Here is a 13,321-nt window from a genome sequence, read left to right as displayed (position 1 = left end):
TAGGGTACGTTCTCCTTTTGTTAGCCTGGATTTTAGTTACAACCATCGACTCCGCAAGCATCACCATCTGCTACGACTTCAATCTTTTGTTCCGCTTGAATCCGGTCCATCACTTGGCTAAACGCTTCAACGGGTTGCGCCCCTGAAATCGCATATTTACGATCAAATACGAAGAAGGGAACTCCTGTCACACCAAGTTCGCGTGCCATATCTTCTTCTTCCCGGACTTCAGTTGTTGAAGTATCTGATGCAAGGAATGCCTCAACCTCTTCTGAGTCGAGTCCGACTTCCTGCGCAACGCGCGTCAAGATTGACGGATCGTTCAAGTTCTCCCCTTTCATGAAGTAAGACTGAAAGAGTGCTTCCGATATCTCATCCATTTTACCATGTTTTTTCGCGAGTTGAGTCAAGCGATGAGCTTCAAATGTATTGGCAGGAACGACACGATCCATTTCGTACATTAATCCGTCAGCTTTCGCTGACTCAACGATGCCTTGTGACATATTACGTGCTTCCTCGACTGTCGTACCGTATTTCGAAGCAAGAATTTCATATAATCCTTTCGTCGGTTCAGCCGGTGCATTCGGATCGAGTTCAAAACTTTTAAATTCGACCTCGACATTTTTCATTCCATTCGCTTCAATTGCTTTTTCTAGACGTTTTTTCCCGATATAACAAAACGGACACGCGTAATCTGACCATACTTCTACTTTCATTTCATTCCAACTCCCTTTGATTTTTCAGTATGGACTAAGCATAATCCTCAGCGACACCTCTTGCAATTAATCTGATTTCAAGTCATGGAAAAATGCCCCCGACGTATTGTAGGGAGCATTACAACGTGTAGATAAAGTGATCTCGAGAAATAAAAGCGGTTTTTTTCGTTGCTTTCCTCGGGTGAGGCGCAAGCCATTGCGCCTTGATCCTAATGGACAACGAGCAGGGTCTTGCCTGCCTCTGAAAGTGCGTTAAACACGCACTTTCACCCGTAGGAGTCAACGACACGTGACGCTTTTTAGGTGATACCGTGAGGGAAAGGCATGCATACGGTTTAGAGCACAATCCGTCTTGAATCGCTTTAGACCGCGAAAAGCAATCGGTCGCGCTCCTGCAACTTTGCTGTAGCGGCGCGATCGATTGCCACTTGGAAAACGAGGCGGGACAGGGAATCGCGAGTTGATAGCATCTCGATATCGCATGTTCACGCTTCATAAGCATTTGTCTACAACCTCAAATGCCCCCGACGTGTCGTCGGGGGCATTACACACTTATTTCATTCAGTTAGCGGCAGAAGCTGTTTCAGTAACGAGTGCGTGTGACGCATCGTTAATTTCAATTTCTAATTCTTCTGTATACTGTTTCGTTTGTTCTTCCGTCCAGTTCAAGTGTTGTTTCATCTCTTCGATGACTGCGTCTTTATACTGACGTGCCCAAGCGATATTGAAGAAGACAGCGCCAGTCCGACGAATAAAGAAATCGATTGGACGTGCGACCATTTCTTGCTCAATTCCATAATGGAGCTGTGCATAGACATCACGCGGAAGTTTTGTTTCTGCTTGATCGTAAGCTGCAGCATACGTCAATACTTCAGAGATGTTTGATCCGTAACGTTGCGCAAGGAACAAGACTTCTTCTGAAGTGAGTCCGTTTGCTGGTGCTTGCGATTTCAAGAACCGTTCGAAACCTTTTGCTCCGTCGACATGTCCACCTGAGATTGGCATATTTTTTGTTGAACAACGCGCATAGGCACGGTTCGTTTCTTCTTTTAATAGTTTCGCGACCAGGTTGACAACATGCTCTGCCATTTTGCGGTATCCTGTCAATTTACCACCTGCGATTGTGATGAGTCCTGACTCTGACTGCCATACTTCATCTTTCCGTGAAATTTCAGAAGGATCTTTCCCTTCTTCATAAATCAATGGACGAACACCAGCCCAGCTTGACTCGACGTCTTCCGCCGTGACTTTGACTTCTGGGAACATGTAGCGAATCGCGTCTAAGACATAATCTTGATCTTCGACAGTGAATTTCGGATGCGCTGTATCTTTATCGAAGAACGTATCGGTTGTTCCGACATATGCTTTACCGTCACGTGGAATCGCGAAAATCATCCGACCGTCTGGTGTATCAAAATAGACTGCTTGTTTGAGTGGGAATTTAGATTGGTCGATGACAACGTGAACCCCTTTTGTCAAACGAAGTTGTTTCCCGACTTTTGAACCATCTTTCTCACGTAACTCATCGACCCATGGTCCTGTCGCATTCACAACTTTTTTAGCACGGATTTCATGAACATCTCCTGTTAAGAGATCTGTCACACGCATACCGACGACTTTACCTGCTTCGTAGATGATTTCTTCAGCTTTCGTATAGTTGACGACACGTGCTCCGTGACTGACGGCTTCTTTCATGACTTCAATCGTCAATCGTGCATCATCTGTCCGGTACTCGACGTAATAGCCGCCACCTTTTAATCCGTCTTGTTTGACTAACGGTTCTTTTGCGAGTGTTTCTTTTGCAGATAACATCGAACGCCATTCTGAACGTTTGACACCCGCTAGGAAATCGTAGACACGGAGTCCGATTGACGTACTGAACGGTCCGAATGTACCACCTTTATGCATCGGTAGTAACATCCACTCCGGTGTCGTAACATGTGGTCCGTTCTCATAGACGATTGCTCGTTCTTTCCCGACTTCAGCGACCATTTGAATTTCAAATTGTTTCAGGTAACGTAAACCACCATGGACGAGTTTCGTTGAACGACTTGACGTCCCGGCTGCAAAGTCTTGCATTTCAACGAGACCGATTTTCATGCCGCGTGACGCAGCATCGAGTGCGATTCCTGCGCCTGTAATTCCGCCACCGACGACGAGTATGTCAAGTTCTTCACGTGTCAATCGATTGTAGACGTCTGTACGGTTTTTGCTTGAAAAAGATTGGTTAGCCATGAATAGTTCCTCCTGTTAGGTTCGAAAAAGAAAAAAAGAGACCACAACGAACAAGCTGACTATGCCAACTGCTGTTGTGGTCTCTCCATATTCTCCGACCGGTTTATTAACTTATACCCAATATAACATATGTCACATCATTTAAACAACATCGTAGCTTGGACAGCTTTTTTCCATCCGTCATATAATGCATCGCTTTCTGTTTCATCCATCTCTGGTTCGAAACGACGATCCATTTTCCAATGTGCCGCGATTTGCTCTTTGTCCTTAAAGAATCCGACTGCGAGTCCTGCAAGATATGCAGCACCAAGTGCCGTCGTCTCATTGATTTCCGGACGTTCGACTGGTGCATTGATGATATCGCCTTGGAACTGCATTAAGAAATCATTTTTAACAGCACCACCATCAACACGAAGTGCCGACATTTCAATTCCTGAATCTTGCTCCATCGCCGTCAAGACGTCGCGTGTCTGATACGCAAGCGACTCGAGTGTCGCACGAATGAAGTGTTCCTTTTCTGTTCCACGCGTCAGGCCGAAGACTGCTCCACGGACGTCGCTATCCCAGTAAGGTGTCCCGAGTCCGACGAATGCCGGAACGACATAGACGCCGTCTGAAGAAGTGACACGTTTTGCGTAAGCTTCCGTTTCCTTCGCATCATTAATGAGACGTAAGCCGTCGCGCAACCATTGAATTGCTGATCCGGCAACGAAGATGCTTCCTTCGAGTGCATATTCGACTTTTCCGTCGACACCCCAAGCGATCGTCGTCAATAAGCCGTGATCCGAAACGACTGGTTTTTCTCCTGTGTTCAACAACATGAAGCATCCTGTACCATATGTGTTTTTCGCCATTCCTTTTTCAAAACAAGCTTGACCAAATAATGCCGCTTGCTGATCGCCTGCTGCTCCAGCGATCGGAACCGACTCACCGAAGAAATGATAACCTGCTGTATTCGCATAAATTTCAGACGACGGACGGACTTCAGGAAGCATGGCTTTAGGCACATCAAGAATCTCAAGTAATTCGTCATCCCACTTCAGTTCATGAATGTTGTACATCAATGTCCGACTGGCATTTGAATAGTCTGTCACGTGCGCTTTTCCACCTGACAACTTCCAAATCAACCACGTATCAATCGTTCCGAATAAGAGTTCTCCTCGTTCTGCACGTTCTCGTGACCCCTCGACGTGATCGAGGATCCACTTGACTTTTGTACCTGAGAAGTAAGCGTCAATTAAAAGACCAGTTTTTGAACGGAACAATTCACCATGACCCGCTTCACGTAACTCTTCACAGATTTCAGCTGTCTGTCTGGATTGCCAAACAACTGCGTTGTGAATTGGCTTACCCGTTTCTTTTTCCCAAACGACTGCTGTTTCACGTTGGTTCGTAATCCCGATTCCAGCAATTTGATTCGCTTTTACGTTCGCTTCTGTTAAACATGTTGCGACAACTGCAAGGACTGTACCCCAGATTTCATTCGCATTATGCTCGACCCAACCCGGTTTTGGAAAATACTGCGTGAATTCACGTTGGGCGGAATGAACGATTTCCCCTGCTTGGTTAAACAGAATCGCTCGTGTACTCGTTGTTCCTTGGTCTAATGATAAAATGTAGTTCTCCATCTCTTCCCCATCCTTTGTATCTAGTAAGTTAAGCTGACTTTGACGCTACTGACGTTTCTTTATTCGGACGAATACCGAATTTATAGCATAAACCTAAAATGACAATTGTCACAAGTCCGACGATAATGAAGGCCGGTGTATCCTTGCCTGAGAAAACAGACCGATAAAATAATCCACCTAAGCTTCCGCCTAATACGGGACCGAGTACTGGAATCCAAGCGTAACCCCAATTCGATGATCCTTTTCCTGCAATCGGTAAAATGAAGTGTGCGATCCGCGGTCCTAAATCACGTGCCGGATTCATTGCATAGCCTGTCGTTCCCCCGAATGACATACCGAGACTAACAATCAAAAAGCCGACGATGAGTGGATTCAAACCATCTGAGAACGTATTAGCACCAATCGATAAGATTCCGACGACGAGCAGGAACGTAGCAATCAATTCACTGACAACGTTTGCGAATGTATGTGGAATAGCGGGTGACGTTGCGAAAACACCCAATTTTGTTGCCGGGTCTTTTGTTTCTGCCCAGTGCGGTAAGTAATGAAGATAAACGATACTGGCACCGACGATTCCACCTAAGACCTGCGCGATCATGTATCCTGGTACATCTGCCCAATCGAATGAACCGTCAAAGGCTAATCCGAGTGTGACGGCAGGGTTCAAGTGGGCTCCACTGAACTGACCGACGGCATAGACGGACAACGCTACCGCAAATCCCCAAGCAAACGTAATGACAATCCATCCAGCGTCTTTAGCATACGACTTTGATAGCGAAACCCCTGCCCCGACTCCGTTACCTAACGCAACAAGTAAGGCTGTTCCTAAAAATTCTGCTAGTACTGCTGACATGTTCTATTCCCCCTTTTATCAAAATAGCAACAAAAAAAGAGATTCACACTTCCTCCCTCTTGAGAATTACTCAAAGGGAATAAAAGCGTGAATCTCCGATTTCTCCGTCACTGTGTATTAACTTAATGTCACTATAACAATCGATGAAAACGCTGTCAAACACTTTTTGTGCGTTTTATCATAGCGCTTTCATCGTTCAGGTTCAAAATGTCGCCACAACTCTTTATTGGACGTCGTAATACTCGACGCACCCGCTGCAATCGCTTGTTCTACTTCCTCGACCGTATCAATCAATCCACCCGCAAAAACGAGTCGTCCCGTTTTTCGTTTAACTTCTTCAATGTATTTTGGCATCAATCCGGGTAACACTTCGATATAATCAGGCTGAGTCCGCTCCATCAATTGATAACTTTTTTCGAGTGAACTGGAATCGAGCAGAAACATCCGTTGCATCGTTTTAACTTTCTTTTGACGCGCCTTTAAGATGACGCTCGCTTTCGTTGAAATGACACCATATGGCTTTAATTCCTGACAGACGTACTCCGTCGCATATTCATCATTTTTTAGTCCTTGAACTAAATCCATATGCAAAAACATTTTTTTATCATATCGATTGGCTAATTCATAAACCGACTTCAAACGCGAGACGTGCATCTCGAGTAACACTCCGTATTCATACGGACTTTTCAGCATTTTTTCAAAGTCCTCAAGTTTCCTGACGGACGGTAAAATTTTCTGACCAAAATAAGTCATCGTCACTCCCCATTTCTTTGAATTGTTTTCAGTATGTCGTGTCCAGTAAAGGTTTCGCAATGGGGTTTCCTGAATTTCCATGAAAAGAGTCAACACTTTTAGGGTATACCTTAACGTAAAACTGTCTGAAAAGGAGGTGAGAAGCGTAGCATCACTTGCTACGTTCCACCATGAGTCAACAAAAACGAATTACGATTTACTTATTTTCTATCATCATCAACGCCTTAGGGAACAGCTTTATGGTCACCGCCGCAATCGGGAGTGCTCCTTGGACTTCCGCCAGCGAAGCTTTAGCGAGAATTTCACCTTTAACGGTCGGGTTAGCAATCGTTTGTCTGCATATCTTCGCGCTCGCCAGCGCTCTCGCTTTAGGAAGTCGTTTTAGTTGGTGGACAATTATTTTAAGTTTTTCGCTCGTCGTTTTATTTGGTGTTGCGATTGACTTTTTCTTAGCTATTCATCAGTTACTCTATGTGCCATCGAACCTTGTAACCCGTTCGGTTTATATGATAATCGGGATGCCGATGATTTCATTAGGTCTCGCCCTTTATCTACAAATCGGTTTCGTCTTAATGCCGCCTGATTACTTGATGAAATCGTTAATCAGTCGTTTTAACAGTACGACAATCGGTGCGACGATCAGCTTAGCAATCCCTTTCCTCATCGCAAGTGTTCTTTCCATCGTCGAACACGAATTGATTGGAATTGGTGTCGGAACCTTTGTGTTCTTGTTATTGAATGGTCCATTAATCGAGTTTTTCCAGCGGATTTTCCCGATTTCCAATCGAGTGAAGTAATTAAAAAAATCCCGCCCTCACGAATCATATGAGGACGGGATTTTTTTACGTATATGATTTCTTTTGGAAGATTAAAATTGATCCACCGAGCAATACTAAGATATGCGCAAGTACAAAGAGCACGGAGAATGTCAATGTCGTGTCCATTTGATTAGCCATCTCTGCCATTAGTGAACCATCGAAGTACATCGACCAATCGAGGTGCATGAAGACGATCCATTTCGCGATTTCTGGTTTAAAGGCAAGCAAGACGTTCCCGGCAATCGAAGTAAAGAACTGAGCAAGTACAGTAAAACCGATGATCATTCCGACGGAGCGGAAAACGAGCGAAAAGAATAACGTCATGAAAATCGTAAAGATTGGACCTACCAGTTGTAACCAGGTATCCCGCATGACGAGTGGGTCTCCAGCTTCAGAGAACGTAAATGACAATGCGTATGAAAGCAGGACGATAAACAGGAACTGACCGAGCATGATGAGAACGGAAAACGCTAATTTCGAGAAATAAATCGTCATCCGAGAATATGGACTCATCAATAAATGTTTCATCGTATCATACCGGACTTCATTACCGATCGCTTCAGCTGTGAAGACGATTGTGATGATACCAAGCAGTGCAATTAAAACCATCGACGTGATTGAATAAAATTCACTTCGCGTAAAATCGATATCATTTGTCTTTGCGATTATGATGATTCCAATCGTAACGAGTACATACAAGGCCAATACGATTTTCGATTTTTTCATCGTCCACCATTTCATCCATTCATTTTGTATGAGTGAAAGCATGTGAATCCCCCTCTTTTTTCGTGACTTGCAAGAATTGTTCTTCTAACGTCATCCGTTTAATGGTTAACTCGTGTAAATCAGCAATCGGAACGACTAGGCGAGCAATTGCCGGGCATGCCGTTTCAGGAGCCGTAACGACGATTCGATCATTCCACAGATCCGCTTGATAGTTTGCTGCTTTAAGTGCTTTAAGTACGTCTTCCGTTTCTTCCGTCGCAACACGTAATAAAATTTTCGATCCCGTCTCATTGCGGACGGATTCGACAGATTTGATGACACCTTGATCGATGATGGCATACCGGTCGCTAATCTGCTCCATTTCACCCAACATATGACTCGATATTAAAATCGCAATCTGTTGATCCCGAGCCATCGCCCGTAAATATTCACGCAGTTCTGCGATTCCGGCTGGGTCAAGCCCGTTCGTCGGTTCATCGAGAATGAGAACACGCGGATTATGTAATAAAGCGCGGGCAATTCCTAAACGTTGTTTCATCCCAAGAGAATACTCGCCGACTTTTTTCGACAGCTTCCCTTCTAGCCCAACGAGACGGGAAAGTGCCTCGTAGTCGACTTCACCTAAACCTGGAATTAAGTTTTTCGCATGAACGAGGTTTTGCTTCCCTGTCATATACGGATAAAATGCCGGATTTTCGACAATCGCTCCAATTTGCGTCAATGCTTTCGAACGCTCCTCGACGACATCGTGTCCATTCACGGTCACTTTACCTTCGTCCTGCTCTAACAACCCTGTAATGATTCGAATTGTCGTCGTTTTCCCCGCACCGTTCGGACCTAAAAATCCAAAGACTTCTCCGGGTGCAACTTCAAAGCTGACATCTTTTAGGATTTGCTCTTTTCCGAGCCGCTTCGAGATATGTTCAATCTTCAACATTTTTTTCGCCTCCTCATTTTTTTACTCTACCTTTACATTGTACGGGAAATAAAAGAAAAAGTTCCTTTTCTTACAATTATGTAATCAAAACCCACTTGCTCTTTGTATAATAAAAGCATTGAATGTTACGAAATTGATGAAAGAGAGGTTCGACATGGACGTTACGTTTATTGAAATCACCCCGGACCACTTTAAAGATGTTCAAACCATTTTTAATCACAACCTGGCATATGCTCAGCTAGAAAATCGTCAACTTCCTTTAACTCGTCAAGCATTCACAGAAGAGTTCCTTAACCCCGAAACCGTCAGTCTTCTATGTCGAAGTGATGCGGGATTTTTTGCAATTATCGACTATTTGCCTGAACATCCAAGGGACGGATCAACTTGGATTGGTCTCTTTTTGATTGATGGCCGCTATCATCACCAGGGAGTCGGTACAATCCTTTATCATACTTTTCATGAACGCTATTTAAAGAACAAAGACGTCATTCGTTTAGCTGTTCTTCCAAAAAATCAAATCGGACAATCTTTTTGGCGGAAACTAAGTTATATTTTCGAACAGAAAAGTATTTCTAATACGAACCAGGAGGTCGAAGTTTTCGTCAAATTTCAAGACCTGTCGAGGAACTATGATAAAATAAAGTAGAATACGTCATCGTATATTTACAGGTGAAATGGAGCTCACTAGATGCAAAAGTTATCAATTCGTTTTGATGTGTTACTTGCAATGCTAATTGCCCTACTCTTTTTTACAATGACCTTATGTTTAACCTTTTTTATTAGTGACCGTGCAACAGATCGCCTAAAAGAAGAAGTCGGAATGACGTTGTCTGCGACTGCCTACCAGTTGTCTGATAAACTCGACCATTACATGTGGTCACGGGCAGCAGAAGTTAATCTACTTGCTACGCTTCCGACGCTTAAAAATTCAGCAGACCTCCCTGTCACGCGAACGACGTTAGAACAACTTCAGCAACAAATTCCTGATTTCTCTTGGATTGGTCTACTCGATGCGAACGGTACAGTGCGTGCTTCGACGGATCAAATCTTAGAAGGGCAATCGATTCAATCACGCCCCGTCTTCCAAGAAGCGACAGAACGCCCATTCATTGGTGATGTCCATGATGCCGTCTTGCTTGCAAAACTGCTTCCCAATCCGAGTAATGAACCTTTACAGTTCGTTGATATCAGCACCCCTTTATTCACTGATGGTCGATTGACTGGCGTCCTTGCAGCGCACCTGAGCTTCGCCTGGGCAAAAGAAATCGAACAAAGCTTTAAGAGTTCAACCAAACAAATCGAGGGTTTAGAATTTTTCATCGTCAGCGAAAATCAACGGACTGTTTTACTCGGACCGAATGAGTGGCGCGGTAAAGCGCTCCCACAGAATCTCGTCGAACCCGTCGAGTCCGGTTATCATGTATCGGAATGGTCTGATGGAAATGTCTATTTGACCGGCTCGACTAAAAGCCAAGGCTACAAAAACTACGATGGTCTCGGCTGGACGATTCTTGTCCGTCAACCAAGTGAAATCGCTTTTAACGACGCCATCCTATTGAAGAAATTTATTTTTTTCGCTGGACTGATTGCTTCCATCGTTACTGCCGTCATCGGTTGGTTCATCGCGCAACTCATTACGAAACCACTCAAGAAAATTACATTGGCTGCTGAGCAGATGCAACACGATCATTCAATCTCAATCCCGTCCCATAAAGGAATTCGAGAAATCACCGTTCTATCGGTTGCCTTACGTCAACTGATTGCTCAGCTGTCTGATACAGAACAGCAACGAACGACGTATGAGACGTTAGCGCTCATCGATCCGCTGACCGGTTTACCGAACCGAAACGGACTGTCGAACTACTTACATGAGATTTCTTTAAATGAAACGCCCGAAATCTATCTTTATATTGATTTAGATGGCTTCAAAGCAATCAATGATCGATTTGGACATCAGACAGGTGACGTATTATTAAAAGAAGTAGCTGAACGTTTAAGCCAGATGAGACGCCCGAACAGTATGATCGCACGACTTGGCGGAGATGAATTTTTAATCGTTTTGAACGATGTCGTATCCTTTGATTTACTCGATCAGTACGGAACAGAAATCATAGCGTATCTTTCAGATTCCTATGTCATCAATCAATCCACACTTCAGATTGGGGTAAGTATCGGAATTGCGACGCGACGATTAAACGAATCGGTTGAACAAGTCATCCACCGTGCTGATATTGCACTATATGATTCTAAAAAACTTGGTAAAGGTCGATTGACGTTCCATCGCTAACATTAGACATTGACAAGAGGGAACGCTCTCCGTAATGTAAGCAAATAGAAGAAAAAATATAAATAAATGCATAAGGAGCTGTCAGCATGAATCAGTGGACACGCGAGGCACGCTATCGCCCCCTCTCAGATATCGCACCGGAAGTTTATCAAACAATGAAGGAAGAAGTAAGAAATTCTCCTTGGCGGTTTTCTTACCATATCCAACCTCCAACCGGTCTCCTAAACGATCCGAACGGTTTTGTATATCACGACGGAACGTATCATTTATTTTATCAGTGGTTCCCACTTGGACCTGTTCATGGTCTAAAGTATTGGTACCACATGACATCAAAAGATTTAGTCCATTGGTTTGACGAAGGCGCGGCACTTATTCCGAACGATGATGCAGATTCCCATGGTGCATACTCAGGTAGCGGCTTCATTAAGGATGATGCTGTCCATATTATGTATACAGGAAACAAACGCGATGCAGATTGGGTACGGCATCCAAGTCAAATCGTCGGTCATTTGCGTTCGGATGGTCGCATCGACAAACACTTACCTCCTGCGATTCCGAACGTTCCTGCAGGTTATACAGAACATTTTCGCGACCCGAAAGTCTTCCAGGAAGCGTCTGGTACATGGTATTGCATCATCGGAGCTCAGCGCGACGATTTAACGGGATGCACCGTCCTCTATCAGTCGGAAGATACTGAAACATGGACGTTCCTCGGAGAGTTGAAGACACAATACCCTGACTTTGGCTACATGTGGGAATGTCCTGATTACTTCGAGCTCGACGATAAAGGTATTTTATTATTCAGCCCACAAGGCATTGAGCCGGACGGGGACGCTTATCAAAACATTTTCCAATCCGGATACATGATTGGGGAAAAACTAGCTTTGCCTGAGTTAACGTATCAACACCATGCCTTCTCAGAACTCGATTTCGGGTTTGATTTTTATGCCCCCCAAACGACGCAAGCAGCAGATGGACGCCGGATTTTAGTCGGATGGATGGGCTTACCAGACATTTCATACCCGAGCGACATGTATAACTGGGCTCATGCATTAACACTTCCACGTGAACTGACGTTGCAGGAAGGACGTTTGAAACAATTGCCTGTCCGTGAACTCGATCTTCTTAGAAAACGTACAATTTACGCGCAATCTACTGAAATTAATCATGCGATGGTGATGGCCCAAGCAGAGACATTTGAACTCGATCTATCAAACTTAGCACTTCAAACAACGCAGTTCGAGATACATGTTCGAGCCGCTGACCAGGAAGCAACCGTCCTAACTTATGATGCGATGACACAACGCTTTACGCTTGATCGTAGTCGTTCTGGCGCTGAAGTTCCTGCTGTCGATTACGGTACGACACGTACTGTTCAATTAGAACAACCGTTACATCAACTACGGCTATTCGTTGATCGCTCATCAATCGAAATCTTTTTGAATGACGGTGAAGCTGTCGCTTCCACTCGCATTTTCCCGAAATCAACGAGTCAGGATATTACGTTAATCGGTGATTTGACAGCGGATATTGCGATCTACGAATTGTAAATATAAAAAGCACAGCACTTTTAGACCGAGAGTCCGAAACACGTGATTTGCTCTAAAAAAAATTAAAGAAGGGATTGCCATCTAAAATCGATGCGCAATCCCTTCTTTAATTTCGTCCTGTTCAAAATCATCCGATTGTATCTCAAGCCTTTTCGATGGTACTCAACGCTCTAATTGCGTTTCTTTTTGCAAGCTAAAAGCGAGTATGTGTTGTTCGCCGATTGGTCCCATGACTGATTGGAGCGTATCTACATAACCGGTTTTAAAATATAACGATTTAGCCGCGATATTTTTTTTATTGACAGCTAATGTAATGGCAGTTACTTGTGGAAAGTGTTGCTGAACGAATTTTGGTAGCTGCAACATCGCTTCTTTGGCATACCCTTGTTTTTGATGTTTAGCATCAATCGAAAATGCACGTAAGAGAACACTTTGTTCTTCTGTCCGATGCGTTTTCGGGGGGTTTAAGTGCAAGATGAAAAAGCCGACGACTTCCAAGTCTTTTTTGATGACGACAGGAAACTTATCTGGATTTTCTAACGCTTCCGTTACGACACGAGTCGGGAAAGTCGTAAATTGAACTTGTTCTTCCGGAAGTATAAAGGCATCGCATTGCTCATAGTGTTCATCCGTATACATAAATAATCTGATTTGAGACATGGTTTTTTTCATCCTTCCGTCTATTTCAAAAAGAGCTACTTTAGCTCACTAGACTTACATCAATTCCCATTTTACACTGATTTTAAGTTTTATCCTATACATAACTCACCGAAAAACGAAGTCACTTCTCATTTTTTCTCATATCATACTTTCTGTTT

At 43.9% G+C, this 13,321-nt stretch carries 12 protein-coding genes; 4 read left to right on the top strand and 8 right to left on the bottom strand.

The window, feature by feature from the left end; translation table 11 throughout:
* Positions 1 to 32: 32 nt before the first annotated feature.
* The 5 genes from A0126_RS03625 to A0126_RS03605 all read right to left on the bottom strand — a co-directional run bounded on the left by A0126_RS03625 (position 33) and on the right by A0126_RS03605 (position 6,185).
* Positions 33 to 716 carry a DsbA family oxidoreductase gene (locus A0126_RS03625; RefSeq protein WP_088836479.1) on the bottom strand — a complete coding sequence of 228 codons (684 nt, stop codon included), beginning with the start codon at positions 714 to 716 and terminating at the stop codon, positions 33 to 35.
* 561 nt (positions 717 to 1,277) lie between these two features.
* Positions 1,278 to 2,951, bottom strand: coding sequence for a glycerol-3-phosphate dehydrogenase/oxidase (locus tag A0126_RS03620; protein ID WP_088836478.1), 1,674 nt, complete (start codon positions 2,949 to 2,951; stop codon positions 1,278 to 1,280).
* A 137-nt stretch (positions 2,952 to 3,088) separates the two neighbouring features.
* Complete coding sequence (gene glpK, locus A0126_RS03615; protein WP_029332840.1) at positions 3,089 to 4,579, bottom strand: glycerol kinase GlpK; 1,491 nt, start codon at positions 4,577 to 4,579, stop codon at positions 3,089 to 3,091.
* 28 nt (positions 4,580 to 4,607) lie between these two features.
* On the bottom strand, positions 4,608 to 5,432 hold the full coding sequence (locus tag A0126_RS03610; protein WP_088836477.1) for an MIP/aquaporin family protein: 825 nt from the start codon (positions 5,430 to 5,432) through the stop codon (positions 4,608 to 4,610).
* A gap of 189 nt (positions 5,433 to 5,621) precedes the next feature.
* Positions 5,622 to 6,185, bottom strand: a complete 564-nt coding sequence (locus tag A0126_RS03605) for a glycerol-3-phosphate responsive antiterminator (RefSeq protein WP_088836476.1) — start codon at positions 6,183 to 6,185, stop codon at positions 5,622 to 5,624.
* Between the two features lie 155 nt (positions 6,186 to 6,340).
* Here A0126_RS03605 and A0126_RS03600 point away from each other — a divergent pair, with 155 nt between their 5' ends.
* The gene (locus A0126_RS03600; RefSeq protein ID WP_239456834.1) at positions 6,341 to 6,982 is read left to right on the top strand and encodes a YczE/YyaS/YitT family protein; all 642 of its coding nucleotides are present in this window, start codon (positions 6,341 to 6,343) and stop codon (positions 6,980 to 6,982) included.
* A 45-nt stretch (positions 6,983 to 7,027) separates the two neighbouring features.
* On the opposite strand, the gene A0126_RS03595 is transcribed toward A0126_RS03600, so the two are convergent.
* A complete protein-coding gene (locus A0126_RS03595; protein ID WP_088836474.1) occupies positions 7,028 to 7,771 on the bottom strand; it encodes an ABC transporter permease in 744 nt (247 codons plus the stop codon).
* Positions 7,749 to 8,666, bottom strand: coding sequence for an ABC transporter ATP-binding protein (locus tag A0126_RS03590; protein WP_088836473.1), 918 nt, complete (start codon positions 8,664 to 8,666; stop codon positions 7,749 to 7,751). Before A0126_RS03590 ends, A0126_RS03595 begins: the two co-directional genes overlap by 23 nt.
* A 154-nt stretch (positions 8,667 to 8,820) precedes the next feature.
* On the opposite strand from A0126_RS03590, the gene A0126_RS03585 reads away from it, so the two are divergent.
* The 3 genes from A0126_RS03585 to A0126_RS03575 all read left to right on the top strand — a co-directional run bounded on the left by A0126_RS03585 (position 8,821) and on the right by A0126_RS03575 (position 12,503).
* On the top strand, positions 8,821 to 9,312 hold the full coding sequence (locus A0126_RS03585; RefSeq protein ID WP_088836472.1) for a GNAT family N-acetyltransferase: 492 nt from the start codon (positions 8,821 to 8,823) through the stop codon (positions 9,310 to 9,312).
* A 42-nt stretch (positions 9,313 to 9,354) separates the two neighbouring features.
* Positions 9,355 to 10,953: a sensor domain-containing diguanylate cyclase gene (locus A0126_RS03580; RefSeq protein ID WP_088836471.1), complete on the top strand. Its 1,599-nt coding sequence runs from the start codon at positions 9,355 to 9,357 to the stop codon at positions 10,951 to 10,953.
* 86 nt (positions 10,954 to 11,039) lie between these two features.
* On the top strand, positions 11,040 to 12,503 hold the full coding sequence (locus tag A0126_RS03575) for a glycoside hydrolase family 32 protein (RefSeq protein ID WP_088836470.1): 1,464 nt from the start codon (positions 11,040 to 11,042) through the stop codon (positions 12,501 to 12,503).
* A gap of 162 nt (positions 12,504 to 12,665) precedes the next feature.
* Here the strand turns inward: A0126_RS03575 and A0126_RS03570 are convergent, their stop codons facing one another.
* Complete coding sequence (locus A0126_RS03570; RefSeq protein WP_088836469.1) at positions 12,666 to 13,163, bottom strand: GNAT family N-acetyltransferase; 498 nt, start codon at positions 13,161 to 13,163, stop codon at positions 12,666 to 12,668.
* Positions 13,164 to 13,321: the final 158 nt, after the last annotated feature.

The sequence above is a fragment of the Exiguobacterium sp. N4-1P genome, assembly GCF_002214325.1.
The sequence above is the reverse complement of the archived record's forward strand: the minus strand, read 5'-3'. Positions and strand labels throughout refer to the sequence as shown.

Excerpts from the sequence above, each read along its gene's own strand:
- A0126_RS03625 (WP_088836479.1), bottom strand. The coding sequence starts at position 716 with ATGAAAGTAGAAGTATGGTCAGATTACGCGTGTCCGTTTTGTTATATC.
- A0126_RS03620 (WP_088836478.1), bottom strand. The coding sequence starts at position 2,951 with ATGGCTAACCAATCTTTTTCAAGCAAAAACCGTACAGACGTCTACAAT.
- glpK (WP_029332840.1), bottom strand. The coding sequence starts at position 4,579 with ATGGAGAACTACATTTTATCATTAGACCAAGGAACAACGAGTACACGA.
- A0126_RS03610 (WP_088836477.1), bottom strand. The coding sequence starts at position 5,432 with ATGTCAGCAGTACTAGCAGAATTTTTAGGAACAGCCTTACTTGTTGCG.
- A0126_RS03605 (WP_088836476.1), bottom strand. The coding sequence starts at position 6,185 with ATGACTTATTTTGGTCAGAAAATTTTACCGTCCGTCAGGAAACTTGAG.
- A0126_RS03595 (WP_088836474.1), bottom strand. The coding sequence starts at position 7,771 with ATGCTTTCACTCATACAAAATGAATGGATGAAATGGTGGACGATGAAA.
- A0126_RS03590 (WP_088836473.1), bottom strand. The coding sequence starts at position 8,666 with ATGTTGAAGATTGAACATATCTCGAAGCGGCTCGGAAAAGAGCAAATC.
- A0126_RS03585 (WP_088836472.1), top strand. The coding sequence starts at position 8,821 with ATGGACGTTACGTTTATTGAAATCACCCCGGACCACTTTAAAGATGTT.
- A0126_RS03580 (WP_088836471.1), top strand. The coding sequence starts at position 9,355 with ATGCAAAAGTTATCAATTCGTTTTGATGTGTTACTTGCAATGCTAATT.
- A0126_RS03575 (WP_088836470.1), top strand. The coding sequence starts at position 11,040 with ATGAATCAGTGGACACGCGAGGCACGCTATCGCCCCCTCTCAGATATC.
- A0126_RS03570 (WP_088836469.1), bottom strand. The coding sequence starts at position 13,163 with ATGTCTCAAATCAGATTATTTATGTATACGGATGAACACTATGAGCAA.